This is a genomic window from Ensifer sp. GW823-FHT05D09 (assembly GCF_058795755.1).
This window is the reverse complement of the sequence record NZ_JBXAIA010000004.1, coordinates 321897-347488: the sequence shown is the minus strand read 5'-3', so window position 1 is coordinate 347488 and position 25592 is coordinate 321897. Positions and strand designations below refer to the sequence as shown.

Annotated in this window: 20 protein-coding genes and 1 pseudogene; 12 read left to right on the top strand and 9 right to left on the bottom strand. The window is 61.6% G+C overall.

Annotated features, from left to right (window positions below; all coding sequences use genetic code 11):
* The first annotated feature begins 68 nt into the window (after positions 1-68).
* Positions 69-566, top strand: a complete 498-nt coding sequence (locus AC1Q80_RS15735; protein ID WP_173421815.1) for a DUF2165 family protein — start codon at positions 69-71, stop codon at positions 564-566.
* Positions 567-663: 97 nt separating this feature from the next.
* On the opposite strand, the gene pcaF is transcribed toward AC1Q80_RS15735, so the two are convergent.
* From pcaF to AC1Q80_RS15720, 3 genes are read right to left on the bottom strand one after another with little or no spacing between them, the layout of a single operon-like run.
* Positions 664-1869 carry a 3-oxoadipyl-CoA thiolase gene (pcaF, locus tag AC1Q80_RS15730; protein WP_492361029.1) on the bottom strand — a complete coding sequence of 402 codons (1206 nt, stop codon included), beginning with the start codon at positions 1867-1869 and terminating at the stop codon, positions 664-666.
* Entirely contained in the window at positions 1870-2652 is a 783-nt protein-coding gene (locus AC1Q80_RS15725) for a CoA-transferase subunit beta (protein WP_492361028.1), read from the bottom strand.
* Positions 2653-2662: 10 nt separating this feature from the next.
* The gene (locus AC1Q80_RS15720) at positions 2663-3523 is read right to left on the bottom strand and encodes a CoA transferase subunit A (RefSeq protein WP_492361027.1); all 861 of its coding nucleotides are present in this window, start codon (positions 3521-3523) and stop codon (positions 2663-2665) included.
* Positions 3524-3771: 248 nt separating this feature from the next.
* Between AC1Q80_RS15720 and AC1Q80_RS15715 the strand changes: the two genes are divergently transcribed.
* Positions 3772-4527 carry an IclR family transcriptional regulator gene (locus AC1Q80_RS15715; protein WP_173421819.1) on the top strand — a complete coding sequence of 252 codons (756 nt, stop codon included), beginning with the start codon at positions 3772-3774 and terminating at the stop codon, positions 4525-4527.
* A 74-nt stretch (positions 4528-4601) separates the two neighbouring features.
* Positions 4602-5264, top strand: coding sequence for a sulfite oxidase-like oxidoreductase (locus AC1Q80_RS15710; protein ID WP_492361026.1), 663 nt, complete (start codon positions 4602-4604; stop codon positions 5262-5264).
* 81 nt (positions 5265-5345) lie between these two features.
* Here AC1Q80_RS15710 and AC1Q80_RS15705 read toward each other — a convergent pair whose 3' ends face one another.
* A complete protein-coding gene (locus tag AC1Q80_RS15705) occupies positions 5346-5549 on the bottom strand; it encodes a hypothetical protein (RefSeq protein ID WP_173421821.1) in 204 nt (67 codons plus the stop codon).
* A 386-nt stretch (positions 5550-5935) separates the two neighbouring features.
* Positions 5936-6385 carry an acyl-CoA thioesterase gene (locus tag AC1Q80_RS15700; protein ID WP_492361025.1) on the bottom strand — a complete coding sequence of 150 codons (450 nt, stop codon included), beginning with the start codon at positions 6383-6385 and terminating at the stop codon, positions 5936-5938.
* Between the two features lie 819 nt (positions 6386-7204).
* On the opposite strand from AC1Q80_RS15700, the gene AC1Q80_RS15695 reads away from it, so the two are divergent.
* Both AC1Q80_RS15695 and AC1Q80_RS15690 read left to right on the top strand, forming a co-directional pair.
* The gene (locus AC1Q80_RS15695) at positions 7205-8071 is read left to right on the top strand and encodes a LytTR family transcriptional regulator DNA-binding domain-containing protein (RefSeq protein WP_492361024.1); all 867 of its coding nucleotides are present in this window, start codon (positions 7205-7207) and stop codon (positions 8069-8071) included.
* Positions 8072-8330: 259 nt separating this feature from the next.
* Positions 8331-13307, top strand: a complete 4977-nt coding sequence (locus AC1Q80_RS15690) for an autotransporter domain-containing protein (RefSeq protein ID WP_492361023.1) — start codon at positions 8331-8333, stop codon at positions 13305-13307.
* A gap of 170 nt (positions 13308-13477) precedes the next feature.
* Here AC1Q80_RS15690 and AC1Q80_RS15685 read toward each other — a convergent pair.
* Positions 13478-13841: pseudogene (locus tag AC1Q80_RS15685) on the bottom strand (acyl-CoA thioesterase); the annotation flags it as partial.
* Positions 13842-14385: 544 nt separating this feature from the next.
* On the opposite strand from AC1Q80_RS15685, the gene AC1Q80_RS15680 reads away from it, so the two are divergent.
* The 3 genes from AC1Q80_RS15680 to AC1Q80_RS15670 are packed head-to-tail and all read left to right on the top strand — an operon-like array spanning position 14386 to position 19234.
* The gene (locus AC1Q80_RS15680) at positions 14386-16335 is read left to right on the top strand and encodes a PrkA family serine protein kinase (RefSeq protein WP_492361085.1); all 1950 of its coding nucleotides are present in this window, start codon (positions 14386-14388) and stop codon (positions 16333-16335) included.
* A gap of 25 nt (positions 16336-16360) precedes the next feature.
* Positions 16361-17680 (top strand): YeaH/YhbH family protein, encoded by a 1320-nt coding sequence (locus AC1Q80_RS15675; RefSeq protein ID WP_492361022.1) that lies wholly within the window; start codon positions 16361-16363, stop codon positions 17678-17680.
* A gap of 12 nt (positions 17681-17692) precedes the next feature.
* Positions 17693-19234: a SpoVR family protein gene (locus tag AC1Q80_RS15670; RefSeq protein WP_492361021.1), complete on the top strand. Its 1542-nt coding sequence runs from the start codon at positions 17693-17695 to the stop codon at positions 19232-19234.
* A 169-nt stretch (positions 19235-19403) separates the two neighbouring features.
* Here AC1Q80_RS15670 and AC1Q80_RS15665 read toward each other — a convergent pair whose 3' ends face one another.
* Positions 19404-20291 carry a helix-turn-helix domain-containing protein gene (locus AC1Q80_RS15665; protein ID WP_492361020.1) on the bottom strand — a complete coding sequence of 296 codons (888 nt, stop codon included), beginning with the start codon at positions 20289-20291 and terminating at the stop codon, positions 19404-19406.
* 114 nt (positions 20292-20405) lie between these two features.
* Between AC1Q80_RS15665 and pobA the strand changes: the two genes are divergently transcribed.
* Positions 20406-21578, top strand: a complete 1173-nt coding sequence (pobA, locus tag AC1Q80_RS15660) for a 4-hydroxybenzoate 3-monooxygenase (RefSeq protein WP_492361019.1) — start codon at positions 20406-20408, stop codon at positions 21576-21578.
* On the opposite strand, the gene AC1Q80_RS15655 is transcribed toward pobA, so the two are convergent.
* On the bottom strand, positions 21557-22102 hold the full coding sequence (locus AC1Q80_RS15655; protein ID WP_492361018.1) for a GNAT family N-acetyltransferase: 546 nt from the start codon (positions 22100-22102) through the stop codon (positions 21557-21559). The genes pobA and AC1Q80_RS15655 overlap by 22 nt on opposite strands.
* Before the next feature lie 192 nt (positions 22103-22294).
* Between AC1Q80_RS15655 and AC1Q80_RS15650 the strand changes: the two genes are divergently transcribed.
* On the top strand, positions 22295-23170 hold the full coding sequence (locus AC1Q80_RS15650; protein WP_492361017.1) for a hypothetical protein: 876 nt from the start codon (positions 22295-22297) through the stop codon (positions 23168-23170).
* Between the two features lie 185 nt (positions 23171-23355).
* On the opposite strand, the gene pcaQ is transcribed toward AC1Q80_RS15650, so the two are convergent.
* On the bottom strand, positions 23356-24282 hold the full coding sequence (gene pcaQ, locus AC1Q80_RS15645) for a pca operon transcription factor PcaQ (RefSeq protein ID WP_492361016.1): 927 nt from the start codon (positions 24280-24282) through the stop codon (positions 23356-23358).
* Positions 24283-24375: 93 nt separating this feature from the next.
* Between pcaQ and pcaD the strand changes: the two genes are divergently transcribed.
* Both pcaD and pcaC read left to right on the top strand, forming a co-directional pair.
* The gene (gene pcaD / locus AC1Q80_RS15640; RefSeq protein ID WP_492361015.1) at positions 24376-25188 is read left to right on the top strand and encodes a 3-oxoadipate enol-lactonase; all 813 of its coding nucleotides are present in this window, start codon (positions 24376-24378) and stop codon (positions 25186-25188) included.
* Positions 25181-25585 (top strand): 4-carboxymuconolactone decarboxylase, encoded by a 405-nt coding sequence (gene pcaC, locus AC1Q80_RS15635; RefSeq protein ID WP_209789581.1) that lies wholly within the window; start codon positions 25181-25183, stop codon positions 25583-25585. Before pcaD ends, pcaC begins: the two co-directional genes overlap by 8 nt.
* Positions 25586-25592 lie beyond the last annotated feature (7 nt).

Here is a 25592-nt window from a genome sequence, read left to right as displayed (position 1 = left end):
GCTGGACTGATGCCGGTAGGATTCGGCCCGGATTTTGGGTGTGCCGGCAGTGGACAGGAGTACCAGACATGAAAATCATTCGAATTGCCAAAACCGCAGCCGTCGCTGCTATCGCCTTGTTTTCGACGCTCGTCGCCTTCGGCAACATCACCGACTACGCGACGAACTTCGCCTTCGTCCAGCATGTGATGATGATGGATACGATCTTCCCTGATGCGGCGATCAAGTACCGTGCGATCACCAGCCCGGCACTGCACAACCTGTTCTACGTCGCGATCATCGCGGCCGAGGCGCTGACGGCATTGCTTTGCTGGCTCGGCGCCTACCGGCTGGCGACGAACCTCAACGGTGGCGCGCGCGAGTTCAACCGGGCGAAGACCGTAGCGATATCAGGCCTGACGCTCGGCTTTCTCGTGTGGCAGGTCGGCTTCATGTCGGTGGGTGGTGAATGGTTCGGCATGTGGATGTCGAAGCAATGGAACGGCGTTCCCGATGCCTTCCGCTTCTTCATCACCATCCTGCTGGTGCTGATCTTCGTGGCGCAGCGCGACGAAGAGACCGTGTGAATGAAAAGGGGAGCCGTCATCGGACGGCTCCCGAACTGCGCTCGGTCTGGGCGTGTCGCTATCGTGAGACCGGCCACACACCTTTGCCCGTCGATCTTCAGACCCGCTCCAGCGCCACCGCGATGCCCTGGCCGACGCCGATGCACATCGTCGAGAGGCTGTAACGTCCACTCGTCTCGGCCAACTCCAGTGCCGCCGTCCCGGTGATGCGGGCGCCGGACATGCCGAGCGGGTGACCAAGGGCAATTGCGCCGCCGTTGCGGTTGACGCGACCGTCGTCGTCGGCAATCCCGAGATCGCGCAGTGTCGCCAGCCCCTGCGAGGCGAAGGCCTCGTTGAGTTCGATGACATCGAACTGTTCCTGCGTCAGGCCGAGACGCGCCATCAATTTTTTCGAGGCCGGGGCAGGGCCGAAGCCCATGATGCGCGGAGCCACGCCGGCGGTCGCGCCGCCGAGGATCCGGGCGATTGGCCTCAGGCCATATTTCTTCGCTGCCGCCTCCGAGGCGATGATAAGCGCTGCAGCACCGTCATTGACGCCGGAGGCATTGCCGGCAGTGACTGTGCCACCTTCCTTCCTGAAGGGCGTGCCGAGCTTGGCAAGCGCCTCGATCGTCGTTGCGCGCGGATGCTCGTCCCGTTCGACAACGATGGCATCGCCCTTGCGCTGCGGGATGGTGACGGCGACGATCTCCTTGGCCAGCCGGCCGCTCGCCTGCGCAGCCGCCGCCTTCGCCTGGCTGTGCAGCGCAAATTCGTCCTGATCCTGCCTGCTCACCTTGAAGTCCTCGGCGACGTTTTCGCCGGTCTCGGGCATGGAATCGACGCCGTATTGCTTCTTCATCAGCGGGTTGATGAAACGCCAGCCGATGGTGGTGTCATGGATCTCGGCATTGCGCGAAAAGGCGCTTTCCGCCTTTGGCATCACGAACGGCGCGCGCGACATGCTCTCGACGCCGCCTGCTAACATCAGATCGGCCTCGCCCGCCTTGATGGCCCGCGCCGCCGCGATCACCGCGTCCATGCCCGAACCGCACAGGCGGTTGATCGTGGTGCCGGTGACGCTCGCCGGTAGTCCTGCGAGCAGCAGCGACATGCGTGCGACGTTGCGGTTGTCTTCGCCGGCCTGGTTGGCGCAGCCGAAAATCACGTCATCGACCGCTTCCCAGTCGAGAGAAGCGTTGCGCTCCATTAACGCTTTCAGCGGGATTGCGCCGAGGTCGTCTGCCCTCACGGACGACAGAGCGCCGCCGAAGCGCCCGATCGGCGTGCGGATGTAGTCGCAGATATAGGCCTCAGTCATTTATGCGGCCTCCTTGTTGCCCTGGTGGGCCTTCTTGGTGCGCGCATTGATGTCGCGAAGCGTCGCCAGCTCGATCTCGGTCGGCACCGGGGTCGCGATGACCTGGTCGGCGAACTTGATCGGCCAGCCGCAATTGTCGACGATCTGCTCGCGCGTCACTCCGTCATGGATGGAAACCACCGTCAGTTCCTTGGTGGTGGGGTCGGGCTCGAGAATGCAGAGGTCGGTGATAACGCGGGTCGGCCCCTTGGTCTTCATGCCCAACCGTTCGCGATGGTCGCCGCCTTCGCCGTGGCCCATCGAGGTGATGAAGGGCAGCTTTTCGACGAACCCGCGCTTGGAGAGTGCCATGGTGATGAAGATACGACCACAATTCGACGCGATTTCCGGCGCGCCACCGCCGCCCGGAAGTCGAACCTTCGGATGGTCGTAGGGGCCGACGACCGTGGTGTTGAGGTTGGCAAATTTATCGATCTGCGCGCCGCCGAGAAACCCGGTGGTGATGCGGCCGCCCTGGAGCCAGTAGCGAAACATTTCCGGCACCGAGACGGTGAAAAGGGCCGTATCGCAAAGCTCGCCGTCGCCGATCGACAGCGGCAGAACGTCCGGCCTGGTGCCGACGGTTCCGCTTTCGTAGATCAGGGTGATATCCGGCGCGTGGGTCAGTCGCGCCACGTTGCAGGCGGCCGACGGTGCGCCGATGCCGACAAAGCAGACGTCGTCGTTGGAAAGTTCGCGCGAGGCGGCGATAGTCATCATTTCGGTGGGGGTGAAATCCGTCATCATCGCCTCCTTAAGCGGCCTTCGCCGGCTTGCCGCCAGCGTGTCGTGCAAAGTCTTCCGGCCCGGCGTCCAGCACGTTTTCCTTGATCCAGGCGCTAAAGCTGTCGCGGTCGCGGGCGATGTCGTCCCAGCCGATGTAGAAGGCGTTCGAGCGTGGATAGTAGCCGTGGGCGTAGGACGGGAAGGCGCCGCCCGGGACATGGCTGACGGCGGTGACCGCCCAGCTCGGTAGGACGACCGAATTGGGCGAGGGTGGTGCGAGCTCGTCGACGATCTCCTCGACGGTGACGATCGAGCGCTTGGCGGCGAGAACCGCCTCCTTCTGTACGCCGACGATGCCTTCGATGAGAACGTTGCCTTTCCGGTCGGCGCGTTGGGCATGGATTATGGTCACATCCGGCCGGATTGCCGGAACGGCTGCGAGCACTTCTGACGTGAAGGGGCAGGTCACGGACTTGATATTGGCGTTGACCTTCGGCAGATCGGCACCGATATAGCCGCGCAGCATCGCAAACGGCAGGTTGGCGGCACCTGCCTCGTAGGCATTGGCCATGGCCGCGTGGGAATGTTCCTCGATTTCGAGCGGCCGCGGCCACTGATTTTCCACCGCGTCACGGAAGCGGTGCAGGGAGCCTACGCCCGGATTGCCGCCCCAGGAAAATTTCATGCCGCGGGCGGCACCGACACCGATCAGTTGATCGTAAAGGATATCAGGCGTCATGCGCACGAGGAACAGGTCCTTGCGGCCTTGGCGGATCACTTCGTGGCCGGCGGCATAGGGGATCAGATGGGTAAAGCCCTCCATGGCGACGGTGTCGCCATCCCTGACATTGTCGCCGATTGCCTCGGCGAGGGTAACGATCTTCGCCATGTTTCCTCTCTTCTGATCTGAGCGTTGCCGCCTATCGGCGGGCGCGTGTTTTCTGCAGCCGGCTGTTGAACTGCCGGTGGCCTCTCGCCGCGGCAATGTGATCTCGGCGTCCGAAGGCAAGAGCCCTTTCTTGCCTTCGATGGCTCGAAATAGGCTCTCAAAACCCGGAAGGGTCAAATAGTTTGTGCGTTATTTGACATTTGTTCGTATACCGCACAGAGTGGATGCCGATAATTCGAGGATGCACGATGAGAGAAACCGATTTCGTCAGTGGTTTTGCCCGCGGGCTGACCGTCATCGAGGCCTTTGGCGAGACCCAGCAGAAGCTGACGATCACCGAGGCTGCAAAGATCACCGGCCTCGACCGCGCGACCGTCCGCCGGTCGCTGCTGACGCTTTCGGAACTCGGCTACGCCGACTACGACGGGAAATTCTTTTCGCTGACGCCGAAGATCATGCGGCTCGGGCACGCCTATCTCTCGGCGACGCCCTTGCCGGCGATCGTCCAGCCCTACCTCGACCAGCTTTCGGAGCGGGCCGGGCAGAGTGCCTCCGCTTCCGTGCTCGACGGCACCGAAATCGTCTACATCGCTCGCGCGTCGCAGAAGCGGGTGATGTCGATCAGCCTGATGCCGGGCTCGCGTCTACCCGCCTATTGCGCCTCGATGGGCCGCGTGTGGCTTGCCGCACTGCCGGAGGTGCAGGCGAGGGACGTGCTCGCCCGCTCCGACCTCAAGGCCAACACGCCTCACACAAGAACCGACCCGGAAGAGCTGATGGCCGAGATCGGCCGCGTTCGTCACCAGGGTTATGCGATCATCGACCAGGAACTGGAAATCGGCCTTTGCTCCATCGCCGTCCCGCTCTTAAACGATCGCAACCAGACCGTCGCGGCGCTCAACATCGGGGCGCCTGCCGCCCATGTGCCGGCTGCCGAGATGGTCGAGCGCTATCTGCCGCTGTTGAAGGAGACGCAGGCCGCGCTCCGCATTGTCCTGCCCTAACGGCGATCCCCGCGCGCGGCGCTTGACGGGAACCGCGACGGGTCTTCTAATCCGGCAGACCGGAGTAGGATGCGATGACTGAAGACGAGCGCTCAACGGAAACCAAGCTGACCACGACGAAGCGGCGCTGGGCGGCGGCGGGCAAGTTTCTCACCGGGCATATAGCCCGACCCGAGGATGAACGGTTGCCACCAGGCCAACACCTCGTCAGGGATTGGCCGGTGCTCGACCTTGGGCAGCAGCCTGCGATCGGCGTGGAGCGCTGGCGCCTTGATGTGACCGGCCTCGTCGAACAGCGCCTGTCGCTGGATTGGGCAGCGTTCAAGGCCTTGCCGCAGCGCGACAGCCTCTCCGACATTCACTGCGTCACCACCTGGTCGCGCTACGACAACCGTTGGCAAGGCGTGCTGACGCACGACCTGCTCGATCTGGTCATGCCGAAACCGGAAGCAACCCATGTGATGCTGACGAGTTACGACGGCTATACGACCAATCTTCCACTCGCCGATTTTGCCTCGGAGCATGCGATCCTCGCCACGGAATGGGAGGGGCAACCGATCAGCCGTACCCATGGTGGGCCGATGCGGCTCGTCGTGCCGCATCTCTATTTCTGGAAGAGCGCGAAGTGGTTGACCCGCATCGATCTTCGAGCCGGCGACGAAGCCGGCTTCTGGGAGCGTAACGGGTATCACATGCGCGGCGATCCCTGGCTCGAGGAGCGTTACTCCGCGGATTGACGGCCGGACGGGGATCTGAGGCGAGCGAGGCAATCGCCACGCTCGGTTATCCGCCACGGCCTGCGGGCGATGTGAAGCGCCCTACTTCATCAGATCCATATGCTGGTCGGCGCGGGCCTTCAGCAAGGGGTCGAGGTCTGACTTGTACGGCCCGTACTTGACAAACATCTCGTGGGCCTCATGGGGCGGAATGCCGGAGGCGCGAATGAAATCCTCCAGATCGTACCGGACTTCGCCACTCGCGACGCCTTCTGTAAACTGTCTTCCCGTTTCGGATGTGGACATGTGAATCTCCGATATCCAGAGCTTGCAACGACGGTGTTGGTTTCCCGCAGCTGCAGGCGTTGATAGGTGGCTTCGCTTGTTCACGAAATTGGCGCCAGATGCGGAACGCAGCGCGATCACTCTGAACGTGTCACTGCAATTTATCAGAACGCAGGGGCATGGTCCCGGCGCACGTTGACGGGCGCACGGTACAAGTCACCGCCTTCCCATACGCATCGCATGAGGCGGACAGCTCCGCCTGGACATGCAACGCCGGCCAGCGAAACATACACCATCATTCAACCCGGCCAAACACTGGAGTGGCATCTGTGCCGCCCTGTTGCAAAAAGTGACCTCGGTTTCGATGCCAGGAGTAGCGGAAAGGCACGCCCCCGTGATTGCGACGGTCAGGTTTCTCCAGCGGAGCCCGCGGCCTGAAAACGGACCTCGAACTCGCGCCGCAAGTTTCTCCTGACCTCGGCTGCGCGCTGGCGCTGTTTTCGGACGGCGGTTACGGGGTTGTACGGTGGCACGGCGGTCGGACGTCCCTCGGCGTCAACGGCGACCATGGTGAAATAGCAGGAATTCGTGTGCCGACGCTCGCCGGTGCGGATGTTTTCTGCTTCGACGCGGATCCCGACTTCCATCGACGTCCGCCCGGCATGATTGATCGAGGCGCGAAAGGTCACGAGCTCGCCGACATGGATCGGCTGGCGAAAGACGACCTGGTCCACCGAGAGGGTCACTGCGTATTCCTGCGAATAGCGTGAGGCGCAGGAGAACGCCACGCGATCCAGGAGGTTCAGGAGGGCACCGCCGTGGACCTTGCCACTGAAGTTGGCCATGTCGGGCGTCATCAAAACGACCATTTCAAGCTCGCTGGTATCATGTCCGGCTTCCACGGCAACTCCTCTGGATTGGATTACAAAGCCCCCTTGGGCGACGCCCGGGCCGTCCTCCCGGAGGCCTGGCCGCCATCATATGCATTGCGACCCCTGGCTTGAAGTCCATTCCTCCAGCTTCTGCAGCCACGCCGTCATGTTTCGACCTGGCTCGCTCCGGTCCGGCGTCGGCCGTGACATGCGCCGTCGACGCGACGCGATGTTCCGGATGCTCTGCGGCAAGGCGGCCTTGGCGGGCATTTGAACGGCGCTGCCCTGCGTGATGTCCGCGCTCCGCCAAGCGCGGCGGGCAGAACCGCTCCGTGAGCCTGGCGGCTTCGGCGTAGGGAGCGTACGGCGATACCGCATCGTCCCGCGGGCGATCGACCCAGAAAAGGGCCTGCGGTTGCAGCGAAAGCTCTTGAATTCCTCGCGCTCGCAACCTTTACTGGCAACGCGGGCGGATGCTGGCGTTGAGGAACGCCGCTGAATGACGATGGAGGGGGCCATCGAACGCGCGCTTGGGCCATTGTTTATTCCATGATCGCTCTCAGCGCCGCCCCCTCGGCGCTCACGGGGCGTTGATGCCGTTTTAGCGACCCGCGTTTTCACGGGAGGACAGCTGCATATTGCGACAGCGCCTCCCTATCCCTTATTCCTTTTTCAATATTGATCGTCATGAATGAGCAATTTCACCCGTCCGACCTTTCCGATACTGCCCCGCCATACGAACTGATCACGATTGCCGAATGTCTTCATCCCACGATGCGGCCTCCATCGCACGACTGGGCGTATATGGCCGCCGCCCACCTCATCGGTTCGCCCGCCAACATTGCGATTGCGTCCATTTTGGAGGAGACCGGCAAGCTTGCCGGTGCCGACAGGGCGTGGATGTTCGAGTACGATGCCGATTTTCTTCACTTCCGAAACACCGAGGAGTGGGTGCGCGGGGATGTCCCGTCGCATGTGACTGATCTGCAGCAGACGCCGGTGACGATGATCGGTTGGCTGCATCAATGGCTGGTCACGGGCAAAGCGGTGATGATCAACGATGTCGCCAATCTTCCGCGCCCTGCGCGCGCCCTGCAGGCGGAAATGCTCAGGCAGAACGACAAGAGCGTCCTTTGCGTCCCGGTCTTTCACGACTGCGTTCTGCGTGCCTGCATCGGCTTCGATGCGACCGGGACGAAACGCCGGTGGCCGGTGGACGAGATCCACCAACTCGCCCGCTGTGCAAAGTTGATCGGGATCGCCCGCTATGGGCGAGCGCCGGTGGATGGCCGACGGGACGTGTTGGCCAGTAACGCGGTCAACGGCGCTGAACCCCTTGTGCATCTGCACATGCCGGGGCGCACGCGCGGCGTGCCATTGGCGGCGATCGTCGGACTGCGTTCGGCGAAGGACTACACGCAGATCTGGCTGAAAGACGAAGCAGCCGTGCTCGATCTGCGGCCGCTTTCGTTCTGGATCGGCCTGCTGCCGAAATCGAACTTCCTGCGCATCCACCGAACGGCGGTGATAAACATATCGCATGTGACCGAGCTCGAGCGTCACGCGGGCCCGACCAGGCAGGCGTGGACGGTGCGCCTACGCAGATTCGAGCAGCCCTGGGCGGTATCGCGGCCCTACAGGCAGGAATTGCGCAGCCGTCTCGGGATCTGAGATTTTCCACAGCCGTAACCCCCTCGCTTTGTTGCTTCGTCGAACCTGTAGGTTGTTTCGTCGATATGGCATTGCTGCTTTAGAGTTGCCGTGCAAGCCAGCTTCCTGGGAAATTTTAGGGTATTGGGCGGAGGGCAAGCCTTTGAAAAAAATTAATAGTACGATTCAGGGCTTGGGTGGCGGGCTTGAGGGCGAGGAACGTTCGGGTCGCCAACCGTCGGCTCGAGGGCGCTCGACATCGGGTAGCCAACGTTTGCTGATGAGCAGTACGGCTTTGTGGCTGTTCGCAGCCTCGGGCATAGCTCTCGGTATGGTCGCGGCCGCGCCGCTGGCACAGGCTGCAGGCAAGGGTGGCAATGGTGGGAGTTCCGGCGGGGCGGGCGGCAGCGTCGACGGCAACTTGCAGGGGACACCTGGCAGCAATGCGGTCAGTAACGGAAACGGCGGCGGCGGCGGCGGCCCCGGTGCAGCCGGCGGTGCGGGAAGTCAGTCCGGGGGCGGGGTTGCCGGCAATGGCGGTGCCGGAGGTACGGGCGGTAGCCCGAATGGGACGTCGGGTGGAAACGGCAGCGGCAGCGGCATAATTTATGGCGGCGGCGGCGGTGGGGGTGGCGGTGCGCACGGCAGCGTTGGCATTGCCGCCGGTCGCGGTGGCGATGGCGGCGCCTCGTCGAACGGAGACGGCGGCGGCGGCGGCGCCGGCGGTTACGGGCGAATTGTTGCTTCCGGCGGTACGGAGAGCATAGCGGGACCGGCAGTTTCCGGCGGGCAGGGTGGCAATGGCGGTGCCGGCGGGGCAGCGTCGGGTGCCATCGGGATCGGCGGTAGCGGTGGTGACGGCGGCGATGGCGCGGCACTCGTCGGTGGCGGCACGTTGACGGTGAACACGAACGTGACGGGCGGCAACGGTGGCAATGCCGGCGCCGGCGGTGGCACAAAGCGCAACGGTGACGGCGGTCACGGCATCAGCGGCTTGAACGGCGGTACGGTGATCGTCAACGGCAGCGTCACGGGCGGCGTGGCTGGAAGCAGCGGCACCGGCGGCGTCCACGGAGCCGGCATCTTCGGTCGTAACCTGGACGTGACCTTGGGCGCGTCCGGCTCGATCATCGGCGGCAATGGCGGGACCGCCAATGCCATGACTTTCGATGGTGGCGCCAACACATTCCGATTTTCTACGGCGAACCCAGGTCTGTCCGGCAATATTGCCATCACCAATTCCGGAACTCTGACGCTCGACCAGACCGGCAACAGCCGCATAAACAATGTGATCAACGGCGACGGCTCCCTGATCAAATCCGGCTCCGGCACGCTGACGCTGACGGGCATGAACACTTATACCGGTGCGACGAGCATCGCGGCGGGCGGCACGCTGGCGCTTTCGGGCCAAGGTCGGATCAACGCCTCGAGCGGCCTGACGGCCGACGGCACCTTCGACGTATCGGCGGCTGCTTCCGCACAGGTCAAGTCGCTGGCCGGCAGCGGGCAGGTGGTGCTTGGAAGTCAATATCTGATCATTCACAACGCCACAGGCACGTTCTCTGGCGCGATCAACGGCACCGGCGGTGTCAATGTCATGGCTGGCACGCAGGTTCTGACCGGCGCCAACACCTTTACCGGTGGTGCGGGTACCAATACCGGCGCGACGCTGCAGATCGGCGCTGGTGGCACAGGTGGCTCAGTCGTATCGAACATCAACAATGGCGGCGCGCTGATCTTCAACCGTTCCGACAATTTGACCTATGCCGGCGAGATCACCGGCAATGGCACGTTCTCGCAGATCGGCACGGGCACGCTGACGCTGACGGCGACCAGCAGCACGCGCGGTCCGGTGACGATCGGTTCGGGCAGCACGCTGCAGCTCGGCAATGGCGGCACGACCGGCTGGATCGGCGGCACCAACAACTTCGTCGGCTCGATCACCAACAACGGTGCGTTGATCTACAACCGCTCGAACAATGTCAGCTATGCCGGCAAGGTCTCGGGCAACGGCACCCTATCTCAGGCAGGCACTGGCAAGCTGACGCTGACGGGGGATAGTTCGCTGTTCGCTGGCTCAACGTCGGTCACGTCGGGCACGACCTATGTCAACGGCCAGCTCGGTGGCAACGTCAATGTCGGCTCGGGCGGCACGCTCGGCGGATCGGGCCGGATCGGCGGCAACGTCATCGTCGATGGCACGCTCTCGGCCGGCAACAGCCCGGGAACGATAACGATCGCTGGCGATCTGACGCTCAATGGCGGCTCCACGTCGGTGTTCGAGTTGAACACGCCCGGCCTCGCCGGCAGCGCAGGCGGAAACGACCTGGTGAAGGTCGGCGGCAACCTGACGCTCGGCGGCGCGCTGAACGCTCAGGTGGCTTCGGCCGGCTATTACCGCCTGTTCGAATATGATGGTTCGCTGTCGGGCAGTTTCGCCACGACGGCTGCGACATCGACGGCGCCGAGCTTCACTGTTGCCAGCCATCAGGTCCAGACGGGCATTGCCAAGCAGGTCAATCTGTCCGTGCTCGGCACCGGCCAGACGATGCAGTTCTGGGACGGTGCAGACGCGACGGGCAACGGCACCGTCAACGGCGGCACCGGCACCTGGACTTCGACCGGCACCAACTGGACCGGCGCCCCGTTGCGTGCCGACATCAACGGCAGCTTCGGTGGATCGGTCGGCGTCTTTGCCGGCGCCAGCGGTGGCGTCGTCAACGTTGTCGGCACACAGAGCTTCGACACGCTGCAATTCTCCCCGACGAACAATGGCACCGGCTACACGATCAATGGCGGCGCGCTTGCCTTCAACCCGGCAAGCGGCACGGCGGCAACGATCAATGTCGCCAACGGTGTCGCAACCACGATCGGCACGGTGCTGCAGAATGGTGGGACCGGCAGTGGCCTCAACAAGGTGGGCAACGGCACGCTGACGCTGACGGGCATGAACACCTATACCGGTGCAACGAGCATTGCCGCCGGCGGCACGCTGGCGCTCTCGGGCCAGGGGCGAATCAACGCCTCGAGCGGCTTGACCGCCGACGGCACCTTCGACGTATCGGCGGCCGCATCGGCGCAGATCAAGTCGCTGACCGGCAGCGGCCAGGTTGTGCTCGGCAGCCAGACGCTGCTGATCAACAATGCTACAGGCACCTTCTCCGGCGCGATCAACGGCACCGGCGGCATCTCGGTCAATGCCGGCACTCAGGTCCTGACCGGCACAAACGGCTTTACCGGCGGCGCCGGTATCGCCCAGGGCGCGACGCTACAGGTCGGCGATGGCGGCACGGGCGGTTCGCTTGCATCCAATGTCACGAACTACGGCGCGCTCGTCTTCAACAGCTCCGCCAACACGACCTATGCGGGCTCGATCAGCGGCCCCGGCTCGTTCTCTCAGATCGGCAGCGGCACGCTGACCCTGACGGCAACCAGCAGCAGTCGCGGCCCAGTCACAATCGGTACGGGCAGCACGCTGCAGCTCGGCAATGGCGGCACGACCGGCTGGATCGGCGGCACCGGCAACTTTGCCGGCTCGATCACCAACAACGGCACGCTGATCTACAACCGCTCGAACGACGTCAGCTATGCCGGTACATTCACCGGCACCGGCGCGCTCACCCAAACGGGAACGGGCAAACTGACCCTGACGGGCGTCAACACCTTCACAGGCGATACGGCCATCACGTCGGGGACCCTCGTCGTCAATGGTTCTTCGGTGAACTCCCGCCTGACCACCATCCATCGCGGCGCGCGCCTCGGCGGTACCGGCACGATCGGAAACACGACCATTCTGAGTGGCGGCGTGCATGCGCCGGGCAATTCGATCGGCACACAGACGATTGCCGGCAACTACACCAACAACGGCGTCCTGCAGATCGAAGGCACGCCTTTAATCACCGACAAGCTGATCGTGACGGGCAACGTAGACATATCAGGCGCGACGCTCGATCTCCTGCTTTCGCCCAATACGGCGGCAAGCTGGAATCCGATCAACGGCCCGTTCATCCTCATCGACAAGCAGAGTTCGGGGGCGATCACCGGCACCTTTGCTTCGATCGTCGATAACCTGGTGTTCCTCGATCCCACCGTCGATTACAGCGGCGGTGACGGCAACGATCTGTCGCTCAAGCTGACCCGCAACGACATCAGCTTTGCCAGCACCGGTCGGACCCGCAATCAGATCGCCACTGCTGGCGGTATCGATGGCTTGGGCATGGCAAACCCCGTCTTCAACGCGCTAACGTTTGCCGCAACGCCTGAAGCAGCGCGGGCCGCCTTCGACCTGCTTTCCGGCGAAGTGCACAGCTCCTTCCAGTCGATCCTGATCGAGGACAGCCGGTTCCTGCGTGATGCCGCAAACGATCGCCTGCGCTCGGTGCTTGGGGCCGTGGGAGCCAAACAGTCTTCCGGAAACGGCACCGAGGCCGATATGGGTGAGCTCGCCGTCTGGGCACAGGGCTTTGGCTCCTGGGGGCGCTGGGATGGCGATGGCAACGCGGCCAAGGCAGATCGATCCATCGGCGGCTTCTTCGTCGGTGCCGATACGCAGGTGGACGAATGGACCGTCGGTGCGCTTGCCGGCTACTCGCGCTCCTCGATGGATGTCGATGCGCGGTTCTCCTCTGCCACGTCCGACAATTATCATCTCGGTCTCTATGCCGGCGGACAATGGGGTGACGCTTCGCTGCGCACGGGTGCAGCCTATAGCTGGCACGACATCGAGACGAGCCGCTCCATTTCGTTCCCGGGCTTCTCCGATCGTCTTGACGCCAACTATGATGCCGGCACTGGCCAGGTCTTCGGCGAGTTTGCCTATGCGGTCAAAACCGGAGCGGTCGATTTGGAGCCGTTCGCCAATCTCGCCTATGTCCACCTCAACCGCGACGGCTTCGCCGAACATGGCGGGGCAGCAGCGCTCGTTGGCAAGGATGCCTCGCAGGATACGACGTTCACCACACTGGGTCTGCGCGCAGCCAGCAGCTTCGATCTCGGCGGCGTGTTGGCGACAGCGCGTGGCACGGTTGGCTGGAAGCACGCCTTTGGCGACACGCTGCCGCTGTCGTCGAACGGGTTCTCGTCAACGAGCACGTTTGTCATCGCCGGCGTTCCGATCGCCGAGAATGCAGCGGTGCTTGAGGCCGGCCTCGACTTTGCGCTTACGCCGGAGGCCAATCTCGGACTGATCTACGCTGGACAGTTCGCCAGCGGCGTCAGCGATCAGACGTTCAAGGCAAACCTGAGCCTCAAGTTCTGAGAGATCGCAGCCGATGCTTACAGCCGCCTGTCGAGGTCATGTCTGACTTTGGCAGGCGGTTTTTCTTGTCCGAAAGGGTGGCCCAGGCGCATGACCGCCGGTCGAAGCGATTGACCGCTTTCCGGGCGCGGGGCCGTTTGCATCGCATCCGCGCACGCGTCGACGAGGCAGGCGGTTACGGGGCTGTACGGTGGCACTGCGGTCGGACGTCCCTCGGCGTCCACGGCGACCATGGTGAAATAGCAGGAATTCGTGTGCCGACGCTCGCCGGTGCGGATGTTTTCTGCTTCGACGCGGATCCCGACTTCCATCGACGTCCGCCCGGCATGATTGATCGAGGCGAGAAAGGTCACGAGTTCGGCGACATGGATCGGCTGGCGAAAGACGACCTGGTCAACTGGACAGGGTCACTGCGTATTCCTGCGAATAGCGTGAGGCGCAGGAGAATGCGACGCGATCCAGGAGGTTCAAGAGTGCGCCGCCCTCGACTTTGCCGCTGAAATTGGCCATGTCGGGCGTCATCAAGACGACCATTTCAAGCTCGCTGGTATCGTGTCCTGCTTCCACAGCAACTCCTCTGGAATGATTGCGGCCCTCGTGGGCAGATGATAGCAAGCTTGTCGTCGGCCGATCAGCGAACAAGTCTGCATCGTCGATGATCGGATCGCCCGGGATCGTGCCACATTTTCGGATGCCTCACCTCGAAGGCGGTCATGAATGGGTATTTGGCAGTAGTGCGAGGCTGTCTTTTGCAGAGCCGCTCAAATACGCGATCTTGGAACGTTCTCGCAGGGCATTTCGATCGGGGCCCTCAATAGAGGTGCGCGCTGGTTGGTGTTCCTGAAAAGCCGGATGGCTGTTCGGCCCGCTTCACGCCGATTTCGTATTTGTACCTCGAATTCGCTATTCCGATTAGGTGCGGAGATGGCTGGCTGTTGTGCTAGTATAAAGCCGTCCGCTTTCACTCGACGCTGTGAAGGCAGCCAAATTCGGGAACAACCCCGTCCCGAGTATGTTGTTAAATAGAGTAGCGGTCGCGTCGCAAGTGCATGACTTCCGGCGGCCGCAGGAGGGTTACATGAGCGCCAGTGACGGTGATGTTTTCGACCTTTTTTCGAAAACTTACGCAAGTGGAGTGCAAGAGAGTTTAAGTTTACAGGAGTATCTTCTCGCCTGTCGCGACGACAAGAGCATGTACGCCACTGCGCCAGAGCGCATGGTGGCCGCCATCGGCGAACCTCAATTGATAGACACGAGCGCGGATGAGCGCCTCGGTCGGATCTTCGCTAACCGCACCATCAAGATCTACCCTTCCTTCTCGGACTTCTATGGAATGGAGGATACGATTGAGCGGATCGTCGGATATTTTCGATATGCCGCTCAGGGCCTCGAGGAACGCAAGCAGATCCTTTACCTCTTGGGGCCGGTGGGTGGTGGCAAATCGTCGCTTGCCGAGCGTCTCAAGAAGCTGATGGAGCAGCAACCGATCTACACGTTGGCCATCGACGGTAAGATAAGCCCCGTCTTTGAATCGCCCCTTGGCTTGTTTAGCCGCGATCGCATGGGAGAGTTGCTGGAAGACAAGTACGGAATTGCGAAGAGACGGCTCACCGACTTGGTATCGCCTTGGGCGGCCAAACGGCTGGACGAAATCGGCGGCGATATTTCGAAGTTCAGCGTCGTGAAGCTCATGCCCTCGCGGCTGCGCCAAATCGCCATCGCCAAGACTGAGCCAGGCGACGAGAACAACCAGGACATATCCGCGCTCGTCGGCAAGGTCGATATCCGCCAGCTCGAGAATTTCAGCCAAGCCGATCCCGACGCCTACTCCTATAGCGGTGGGCTTAACAGGACCACGCAAGGGCTGCTCGAATTCGTCGAGATGTTCAAGGCGCCGATCAAGGTTCTGCATCCTCTGCTCACCGCCACGCAGGAAGGAAGCTACAATGGCACGGAGAACTTCGGCGCTTTTCCCTACCATGGTATCGTACTTGCCCATTCCAACGAGTCCGAATGGCTCCAATTCAAGCACAACAAGAACAATGAGGCCTTTCTCGACCGGATACTCGTCGTCAAGGTTCCCTATTGCCTGCGTGTCACGGAGGAACGGCTGATCTATGAAAAGCTGCTTCGCGAGAGCGAGTTGGCTGAAAGCCCCTGCGCGCCCGAGGTGCTGGAGAACCTTAGCCGCTTCACGGTGGCGACACGCCTCGCGCTACACGAGAACTCGCCGTCCTATACGAAGATGCGGGTCTATGACGGCGAGAACCTGAAAGATACCGATCCCAAGGCGAAGTCCCTGCAGGAATATCGCGATGCCGCGGGCGTTGATGAGGGCATGACCGGCGTCAGCACCCGCTTTGCCTTCAAGGTGCTGTCGGAGACCTTCAACTACGACACCAAGGAAGTCGCGGCCGATCCGGTTCATCTGATGTACATCCTGGAACAGGCTATCCGGCGGGAGCAGTTTCCCAAGGAGACGGAAGCGAATTATCTCGATTTCATCCGGTCGGAACTCGCTGCCCGCTATGCCGAGTTCATCGGTCACGAGATCCAGAAGGCCTATCTCGAATCCTATAGTGAGTATGGTCAAAACCTGTTCGACCGCTATATCTCCTACGCGGATGCTTGGCTCGAAGATCAGGACTTCAAGGATCCCGATACGGGTCAGATACTAAATCGCAACGTTCTCGATGGCGAGTTGTCGCAGATCGAAAAGCCCGCAGGGATTGCAAACCCCAAGGATTTCCGCAACGAAGTCGTAAAGTTCTCACTGCGTGCCCGCGCCAGGAACAACGGGCGCAACCCCGCCTGGACAAGTTACGAAAAGCTCCGGGAAGTGATCGAGAAGCGCATGTTCGGCCAAGTCGAGGATCTTTTGCCGGTCATCAGCTTCGGCTCGAAGAAGGATAGCGCGACCGAGAAGCAACACGCTGAATTCGTTGAACGCATGACCGAACGGGGCTACACCGAGCGCCAAGTCCGGCGGCTCGTTGACTGGTACATGCGGGTCAACAAGGCAGGTTGACGATGTGCAAGCGGGGGATGGGCAGATGCCAAACTTCATCGATCGCCGGCTTAACCCCAAGGACAGGAGTCTCGGCAATAGGCAGCGCTTTTTTAAGCGGGTCCGTGAGGAATTGAAGCGGACGATAAGGGATCAGATAAGGTCGGACAGGATCACCGATGTGGATGCCACTCACGGCGTTCCGATCCCGAAGCGTGGTGCGGACGAGCCCAGCTTTCAGCATTCGCGCGACAGCGGTGAGCGGAACTATGTCCTGCCCGGAAACGAGACCTTTTCTCCGGGAGACCGACTTAGGAAACCGGAAACAGGCGGTGGTGGTGGTGGGGCCGCCGGGCCCGGACGAGGCGAAAACACGGACGACTTTCTTTTCGTGCTGTCGCGCGAGGAAGTGCTCGATCTTTTCTTCGAAGATCTGGAGCTTCCGGATATGGTGAAGCTGAACCTGCGGGAAACCGTCAGCTACAAGTCCCATCGCGTCGGTTTCTCGACGGTGGGCACGCCTTGCAATATCAATGTCGGACGAACGATGCGCAACAGCTTTGGGCGGCGCATGGCCCTGCGCCGCCCAAGCGAGAGGGAATTTCAGGCTCTTACGGAAGAGATCGCGACGCTGGAACGGGAGGAGGAGCCATCCCTGCAGCAGCGCCGAAGGCTCTCGCACCTGCGCGACGAACTGGCAGTTGTCGAACGGCGGCGGCTGCGTATCGCCTATGTCGATCCCGTCGACGTGCGGTTCAACCGTTTCGAACGTCAGCCTTTGCCGAACGCGAGCGCGGTGATGTTCTGCCTTATGGACGTCTCTGCCTCGATGGGGGAGCGCGAGAAGGACCTTGCCAAGCGCTTCTTCGTACTCTTGCACCTGTTTCTCAAGCGCCGTTACGAGCGGATCGATATCGTGTTCATCCGCCACACGGATGAGGCGCGGGAAGTTGACGAGGAGACGTTCTTTTACAGCAAACAGAGCGGCGGCACGGTCGTTTCCACCGCGCTTGAGGAAATGCTGCGGATCATCGAGGACCGCTATCCCTCGAACCTCTGGAACATTTATGCGGCCCAAGCCTCTGATGGCGACAATGCCAACGGCGACTCGGATCGGTGCGCCGAGCTTCTGCGGGAGAAGCTTATGCGTCTGTGTCAGTACTACGCCTATGTCGAGATCATCGACGAGCGCGAGAGCGAGATCTTCGGGTCGACGGACAACGGCACCTCACTCTGGCGAGCCTATCGCACGGTCGACAGCGTGGTGCCGAATTTCCAGATGACGCGTGTTGCAAGGCCCGCCGACATCTACCCCGTTTTCCGCAAACTTTTTGCCCGGCATCAACCCGTTCAATTGCGCAGGTGAGGGGACGACCGAATGGCGAAACGGCCAGTCTCCAGCCTGCTGTTCGACGGTTCCGAATGGAATTTTGCGACGCTTTCGCGGGCCTATGATGCGATAGAGGCGATTGCTATCGATGAGATGGGATTGAACGTCTATCCGAACCAGATCGAGGTCATCTCTTCTGAACAGATGCTCGACGCTTATTCATCCGTCGGCATGCCGTTGATGTATCAGCACTGGTCGTTTGGAAAGCGCTTCGTTTTCGAAAGCCAACTCTATCAAAAAGGCTATCGCGGGCTGGCCTATGAGCTCGTGATCAATTCCAATCCCTGCATAACCTATCTCATGGAAGAAAACACGATGCCGATGCAGGCGCTGGTCACCGCGCATGCCGCCTTCGGCCACAATCACTTCTTCAAGAACAACTATCTGTTCCGCCAGTGGACGGATGCCAGCGGGATCCTCAGCTACATGGACTTCGCCAAGAAATACATCGCCAAATGCGAGGAACGGCATGGACTGAATGCGGTGGAGGAGATTCTTGATTCGGCGCATGCCCTACAGGATCACGGCGTATTCCATTATCGCCGTCCGCCTCGGCTCTCATCGGCAAAGGAGATGGAGCGGGCCCGCGAGCGGCTGGAATACGAAGAGCAGACTTACAGCGATTTATGGCGGACGCTGCCGATGGCCGGCGGGAGTTCGGGCACCGAGGAGGCGGAGCGCGAGGCTTTGGAGCGGACGAAAGTGCTTAATCTTCCCGAGGAGAACCTGCTCTACTTCCTGGAAAAGCACAGTCTGATCCTTGAGCCTTGGCAGCGAGAGATCTTGAGAATTGTTCGCGTTGTCGCGCAATATTTCTACCCGCAAATTCAGACCAAAGTGATGAACGAGGGATGTGCAACCTTCGTCCACTATTCTATCATCAATAGACTGTTCGATCAGGGGCAGATCAGCGAAGGCGCAATGTTGGAGCTGCTATCAAGCCACGCCAACGTTGTTTTTCAACCGAGCTTCGACGACACGCGCTTTTCGGGCATCAACCCCTATGCGCTGGGCTTTGCGATGATGCAGGATATCAAACGCATCTGCACCGAGCCGACGCAGGAGGATCGGGATTGGTTTCCCGGGATATCCGGCAACGGCAACTGGATGGGCACGCTGATCGACGCTTGGGAGAACCACCGCGACGAGTCCTTCATTCTGCAATATCTGAGCCCGGCGCTGATCCGCAAATTCCGTCTGTTTCGGCTCTCTGACCACGCGACCAACAAATTTTGCGAAGTCACTTCGATCCATAACGAGCAGGGCTACGCTGCTGTGCGTGCCGCGCTTGCAGGGAATTACGACCTGGCGGCCAATAGGCCGGACATACAGGTGGTGGATGTCGATCTGCTGGGGGATCGCCAGCTTAGGTTGAAGCACGTGATTAAGAACGGCATTCTGTTGGAGGAAAATAATCGAGGTGCGACTCTTGCGCATATAAGCCGGCTTTGGGGATATGAAGTGAGCCTGGCAGGTATCGATGTGTCGACTGGCAAAGTCCTCTATGAATGCTCCTCCACACAAGCGTGACCGCAAGCGAGCGGCTCTGCTGCCAGATCTTGAGACGGCATCAACTGTCAACATAGCAGATGGCGATCCTTCCTTGAGCGTCAAGGACACTGGTCAGGCGCGACCGTCGGATTGGCCGCTATCGCCGCGATGGCGATCAGGTTGTTCTTTCGCTGGCTTGGCCTGGAAGTTATGCTCCGAGCTTCGTGCGCTCCGCAAGCCGCCATGCCCTGGGTGTCATCCCGGTCTGGCGCAGGAAGAAACGGGAGAAATAGGCGGGATCGGCAAAGCCCAGTCTAAAGCCGATTTCCTGGACGCTGCCGCGGGTGAAAACGAGCTCACGCCGTGCTTCGTCCGTCAGCTTGCGCGTGATGATTTCGTGCGCGCTCTGGCCGGTGACGCTGCGGGCGATGCGATTGAGATGTGTTGGCGAGAGACCAAGTTCGCGGGCATAAAACGCCGCCGGCTTGTGGGCGCGATGGTGTTGCTGGACGAGGCCGAGGAAGTGTTCGACGCGCCGTTCGTCTTGTGTGTCGGCGGCATCGTCCTTGGCGGGATGCGCTTCGTCGAGGCGGGCGCTCAGCGTCAACGCCGACGTCAGGTAGGCGTCGAGCAGGTCGGTGCGATGGCTGCGGTTGGCCTCCCATTCCGCCCCCAGCCGGGCAAGCGTCAACGCCACATAACGGCCGTCCTCACTGGCGTCGAGGCGGGTTGCGCGCGGTGCCGCCATCCAAGCGCCAAGGCGGCTGCGTTCGCCGGGTGATACCTTTAGATGCGAGGCGAGAACGGTGAAGACGAATCCGTCTATATCCCGGGAGAAACGGAACCCATGGCTGGTTGCCGGCGGCACGGTAATCATCACCGGCGGGCGAATGGCGTGCACCGTGTCGCCGAAGATCGCATCTCCCGACCCGTCGACAATGTACAAGATCTGGAAGAAACTCTCATGGCGATGCAGCCCGATCTCCCAATGGTGCAGGCTGCTGCGCGACGGAATCGTTTCGCAATGCAGCCAGAAATCTGGCCGTTCTCGCGTTTCTTCGCCATAAAGCTCGTAGGTCGGGATCGCTCTTTTCATCGTGTACATCCATCAATGATGTTTGATTAGTGCAATTTCTTGGCCGAAATGTCCATTGAGACCAAAGGCGCTCCCGCGCAAGATTTTGTCAAAAGTCAGTTTCGGGAGGAAGGCATGCGCACACAGGTCGTCATCATCGGTTCCGGTCCATCGGGGCTTCTGCTCGGGCAATTGCTGACCGGTGCCGGCATCGACAACGTCATTCTCGATCGTGTGAGCAAGGATTATGTTCTTGGCCGGGTGCGTGCTGGCGTGCTGGAGGAGGGGACTGTTCACCTCATGGATCGAGCCAGATCCGGCGCTCGCATGCATGCCGAAGGTCTGCCGCATGACGGCTTTTCGCTGGCCTTCGATGGCCGGGATCACCGCATCGACCTTCACGACCTGACCGGCGGCAAGCGCGTGATGGTCTACGGCCAGACGGAACTGACGCGCGATCTGATGGCAGAGCGCGCGCGCACCGGCGCACCGTCGATCTACGCGGCCGCAAATGTCACGCCACATGATTTCGAAGGTCATGCCCCCTCCGTCACCTATGAACTGGATGGCACAACGCACCGCATCGATTGCGATTTCATCGCCGGTTGCGACGGCTTTCACGGGATCAGCCGCAAGTCGGTTCCCGAAAAGGCGATCCGCACCTTCGAGAAGATCTATCCCTTCGGTTGGCTCGGCATCCTTGCCGACGTCCCGCCGGTCAGCCACGAACTGATCTACGCCAACCACCCGCGCGGGTTTGCGCTTTGTTCGATGCGCTCGCAAACCCGCAGCCGATACTATCTTCAGTGCGCGCTCGACGAAAAGGTCGAGGAATGGACCGACCAGCGCTTCTGGGACGAATTGAGGCGGCGGTTGCCGACCCATCACGCCGAGGCGCTCACGACGGGGGCGTCATTCGAAAAGTCGATTGCGCCTCTTCGCTCCTTTGTTGCCGAGCCGATGCGTTTCGGACGGCTGTTTCTGGTCGGAGACGCGGCGCACATCGTGCCGCCTACCGGCGCCAAGGGTCTGAACCTTGCGGCCAGTGACGTGCACTATCTCTTCGAAGCGCTGCTGGAACACTACCAGGATCGCTCGAATGCCGGCATAGATGCCTATTCCGCGCATGCGCTGGCGAGGGTCTGGAAGGCGGTTCGTTTTTCCTGGTGGATGACCACCATGCTTCATCGCTTTCCGGATACCAGCGATTTCGACCAGAAGATCCAGGAGGCGGAGCTCGATTATCTCACGCATTCGCGCGCAGCGGCGACTGCTCTTGCGGAAAACTACGTCGGGCTGCCGTTCTGAAGCGGCCTCATTGCGGCGAGATCGCTGCGAAGCATGCCATAGAGGGCGGTGTCCCATCTGATATCGCCGACCCTGGCGGACGACCGCCGCACGCCTTCTTCGATAAAACCGAGTTTGAGATAGGTGCGGATCGCGGCGGTATTGAAGGTGTAGACGTTGAGTTCCAGCCGCTCGAAGCGAACGTCTGCGAAGAACTGCTCGATGATGCGCTCTAGGAACGGTTGGGCGAGGCCTTGTCCGCGGAACCGTGGATTGATCGCGACGCGGCTGAGGCGGCCGACGCCATTGTCCCAGTCGAGCGCCACCTGGGCGTGACCGGCAAGATCGCTGTCGAAAACGCCGGCAAACATCCAGCGCGCCGGTGGATCGCCCAAGGTTGAAGCGTGCATATCTGCGAGCTGCGCCGCATCGAGCGGAAAGCTGAGCCCTGGTCCGCCCCACTGGGTGAGTGCTTCGGGGGTCGGGAACCAGACGCCGAGCTCTGCGGCATCTTCGGGAAGGAAGGAGCGAAGGGAGATCGGCACGGCGGATGGCTTTTCTGCTCTGGAGTTCTGTGTCGTCGCATTCTTGCGTTTGAGGAAGCATTGTAAAGCGGTGTTTTGCGGTCGGCGTCTCCGCGTGTTGCGGACCACGTACACCTTTTTGCCTATCTTGTTCGGCACCCACCTCGGGCTTATGATTGCACGTCTTCGTTGAAGCAGGCGGGCGGTGCGTCCATGAATGTCATCTCTGCCGTCACCCGCAGCCTTGGAAGAGGCCTGGCGGAACGGGTCGGTCGCAGCTTTGGCAGTTTTGTCGAGCGTGCGGTGAAGGCCGCGCCTACGGCCATCGTCGATGCGGGTACGGACGGCTCCGTCGTTTTCGGCCGAGGGCTTGGTCGTGATGCCGATGATTTGCGCACCGCATTCGTCTGGGCGGCAGAGGAGGCCGCGACAGCCCTCGAAACCCGGCAGGAGGCACTGCCGCGTCTGATCGAGGACGAGCGGCTGGATGGTTCGGCCGCAGAGCCGGGCTCGCTCTTTGACGAATTCACGGCAATTGTCGCCCTCCTCGCCCTGTCTCAGGCGATCGGTCTCGATGGCATACCGGTGCTCGCGCGGCCGGCGATGGAAGGGGCCGATGGACAGACCGCGGCGCCGCTGTTCGATTTTACCAATCTGAAGGCGTTGCAGGCGCTTGCGCCTGATGGAGCGCAAGGCGGGACGCTCATCCGCGAAGCGCTTTCGCGCAGCCGAATGGTGCGCTTAGTCACGGACATCGAGGCTGCCGCCATCGGCGCCTTCGATCTTTTTGCCGCTTCGTTGGAAACGCGATTGCTGGCATTTTCGTTTGGCGGGGGCGCTGCTGCTGCGAGCGCGGCACAAATCCAGTTCCGGCTGGAGACAAACATCGACAGGCTCATTGTCGACCGGTTCTTCCAATCGCGCTATGCGCCCCGTCAGTTCGGGGAATCCAAGATTATCGTCGGCCCGCTGAAAGCCGGTATCTATTGTTTCCAGACCTTGAGCATGGGAACGCCACCGCCGGAGATCGATCCCGCCGTGCATAGTGTCTCGCACCAAAATGCCAGGGGCCACACCGTCAACTTCTAGGGGCAGGCGATGGGCGGGCTGGCGAACGTCGCTTTCGAGGTTTCCGGTGTTGGCGAGAAAGAGCAGAAGCATCGCGAAACCTAGGACAAGGGCCAGGACCGTCCCGAAGCTCGCCATGCCAACCGGCGCGTCGAAGTCATCTTTTCAAACCATGACGGCACCGGGCGACGGTGTGGCTGGCTCGGTCAAGCTTTGGCCGACGCCTCTCCGGCTGCCTCGCGTATGGTCTGCATGAGGATGACGAGCGGTAACGATGGCACGGAGTCGGCGCGCATCGTCAGGCCGACCGGGCCTTTGGTTTCGCTCGTGTCGATCGGCAAGACCGCTAGCGTGCCATCTTCGATATCGCCGGCGACCACACCGGCCGAAATGATCCAGATCGCATCGCTGGTGCGCACGAAGGCGCGGCCGAACGCATCGGACACGGTTTCGATCTGGTTGGGCAGGGCCGGTATGCCGTTGGCGATCAGAAATTGGTCGACGAAGGGGCGAATGATCGAGGCGCGTGTCGGCATCAGCACCGGGTAGTCGCCGAGATGGGCGAAGGCCGATTGCTTTAGGGCAAGCAAGGGATGCCCGGCGCGGACGGCAAAGACCACCTGTTCGGAATAGAGGTGCTCGAAGGAAAAGCCCGTCATCTTTTCCGGCGCGGCCAAGCGGCCGACGACAAGGTCCAGATCACCGACGCGCAGCTGTTCGAGAAGCACGGCGTTCTCGCCGGTGACGATCTTGATCCGTGCGCCGGTGTCTTCCTTCAGGAAGAGCGACATTGCCCGCGGCATGATGCGCGTCGAAACCGTCGGCAATGCCCCGATGCGCACAGGAACGCCGTCGCCGGAGCGCTCCTGCGAGACCGAATCGAGGCCCTGGCGAAGCGCCGTCAGCGCCGCGCCGGCGTGGCGAAGAAAGACTTCGCCATAACGGGTGATCTTGATGCCGCGCCCCTCGCGCTCGAAAACGGCGACGCCCAGAACTTCTTCCAGCTCGCGGATGGTCTTGGTAACCGCCGGCTGGCTGACATGCAGCAGTTCTGCCGCCTTCATGACGCTCTTCTGTCTTGCGACCTCGACAAAAGTCTGCAGATGACGAAACTTGACCCGGGCGTCGACCATCTTATTCATAACCCTTGAGTTAATGGAATGCGGTGAAATATCATTTTACCTAACCAGATTAAACAGACAATTTGATTGCAGAGGAGAAGTGCCGTGCAATTTGCCCGCATCAACGACATCACCATCCACTATCAGGTCATCGGCCCCACGGCCGAGCGACCGGTGCTGGTCTTTGCCAATTCGCTGGGTACGGATTTTCGGATCTGGCGTGATGTCATCGTGCGTCTTGCCGGCGACTATGCGATCGTTCTCTACGACAAGCGCGGCCACGGTCTTTCCGAAGTCGGCCCCGTGCCTTACGCGATCGAAGATCATGCCAATGACCTTGCCGGCCTGCTCGACATGCTCTCGGTCAAACAGGCGATCATCTGCGGCCTTTCGGTCGGCGGATTGATCGCCCAGTCGCTCTATCAGCAGCGCCCGGATCTCGTGCGTGCGCTTGTTCTCTGCGACACCGCCCACAAGATAGGGACACCAGAGCTTTGGGCGCAGCGCATCGCCGCGATCGAGGAGCGCGGCATTGAAGCGATCGCCGATGGCATCCTCGAACGCTGGTTCACGCCCGAGTTCCGACGCCCGGAAAATGCGGCCTTGATCGGCTACCGCAACATGCTGATCCGCCAGTCGGCGACGGGGTATGCCGCCACCTGCGGTGCGATCCGCGATGCCGACTATACGGAAGCGGCGGCCCGCATCGCCGTGCCCGTCCTTTGCATCGTCGGTGATCAGGACGGTTCGACGCCGCCGGACGTGGTGCTCGCTACTGCACGCCTCATTCCCGGCGCCCGCTACGAGGTCATCCGCGACGCCGGGCATATCCCTTGCGTCGAAAAGCCGGAGGCTTTGACCGCCGTTTTGCGGGCCTTCTTTGAAATTGTAATGCATGGAGACAAGAGCCATGAGTGATGCCTTCGCGCCCTCCGACCGCTATCGCCAGGGCATGGCCACCCGGCGGGCCGTTCTTGGCGATAACCACGTGGACCGCGCGCAAACGGCCTCCACCGATTTCGACCGGCCGTTCCAGGAGTTGATCACCGAGGCCGCCTGGGGGCACGTCTGGTCGCGACCGACCTGGACCAAACGAGAGCGGTCGATCGTGACCATTGCGCTTCTGGCAGCGCTTGGCCAGGACGAGGAGGTGGCCATGCATGTGCGCGCCACGGCCAATACCGGCGCCAGCCGTGACGACATCTGCGAGGCGCTGCTGCACGTGGCGATCTACGCCGGCGTTCCGGCAGCCAACCACGCGATCAAGATCGTCAAGCAGGTCTTTGCGGAGATGGACGCCGGCGAGGCGGCCTGACGGGAGT

Coding starts and splice junctions, on each gene's coding strand:
- AC1Q80_RS15735 (WP_173421815.1), top strand. CDS start 69: ATGAAAATCATTCGAATTGCCAAAACCGCAGCCGTCGCTGCTATCGCC.
- pcaF (WP_492361029.1), bottom strand. CDS start 1,869: ATGACTGAGGCCTATATCTGCGACTACATCCGCACGCCGATCGGGCGC.
- AC1Q80_RS15725 (WP_492361028.1), bottom strand. CDS start 2,652: ATGACGGATTTCACCCCCACCGAAATGATGACTATCGCCGCCTCGCGC.
- AC1Q80_RS15720 (WP_492361027.1), bottom strand. CDS start 3,523: ATGGCGAAGATCGTTACCCTCGCCGAGGCAATCGGCGACAATGTCAGG.
- AC1Q80_RS15715 (WP_173421819.1), top strand. CDS start 3,772: ATGAGAGAAACCGATTTCGTCAGTGGTTTTGCCCGCGGGCTGACCGTC.
- AC1Q80_RS15710 (WP_492361026.1), top strand. CDS start 4,602: ATGACTGAAGACGAGCGCTCAACGGAAACCAAGCTGACCACGACGAAG.
- AC1Q80_RS15705 (WP_173421821.1), bottom strand. CDS start 5,549: ATGTCCACATCCGAAACGGGAAGACAGTTTACAGAAGGCGTCGCGAGT.
- AC1Q80_RS15700 (WP_492361025.1), bottom strand. CDS start 6,385: ATGACGCCCGACATGGCCAACTTCAGTGGCAAGGTCCACGGCGGTGCC.
- AC1Q80_RS15695 (WP_492361024.1), top strand. CDS start 7,205: ATGGCCGCCGCCCACCTCATCGGTTCGCCCGCCAACATTGCGATTGCG.
- AC1Q80_RS15690 (WP_492361023.1), top strand. CDS start 8,331: ATGAGCAGTACGGCTTTGTGGCTGTTCGCAGCCTCGGGCATAGCTCTC.
- AC1Q80_RS15680 (WP_492361085.1), top strand. CDS start 14,386: ATGAGCGCCAGTGACGGTGATGTTTTCGACCTTTTTTCGAAAACTTAC.
- AC1Q80_RS15675 (WP_492361022.1), top strand. CDS start 16,361: ATGCCAAACTTCATCGATCGCCGGCTTAACCCCAAGGACAGGAGTCTC.
- AC1Q80_RS15670 (WP_492361021.1), top strand. CDS start 17,693: ATGGCGAAACGGCCAGTCTCCAGCCTGCTGTTCGACGGTTCCGAATGG.
- AC1Q80_RS15665 (WP_492361020.1), bottom strand. CDS start 20,291: ATGAAAAGAGCGATCCCGACCTACGAGCTTTATGGCGAAGAAACGCGA.
- pobA (WP_492361019.1), top strand. CDS start 20,406: ATGCGCACACAGGTCGTCATCATCGGTTCCGGTCCATCGGGGCTTCTG.
- AC1Q80_RS15650 (WP_492361017.1), top strand. CDS start 22,295: ATGAATGTCATCTCTGCCGTCACCCGCAGCCTTGGAAGAGGCCTGGCG.
- pcaQ (WP_492361016.1), bottom strand. CDS start 24,282: ATGGTCGACGCCCGGGTCAAGTTTCGTCATCTGCAGACTTTTGTCGAG.
- pcaC (WP_209789581.1), top strand. CDS start 25,181: ATGAGTGATGCCTTCGCGCCCTCCGACCGCTATCGCCAGGGCATGGCC.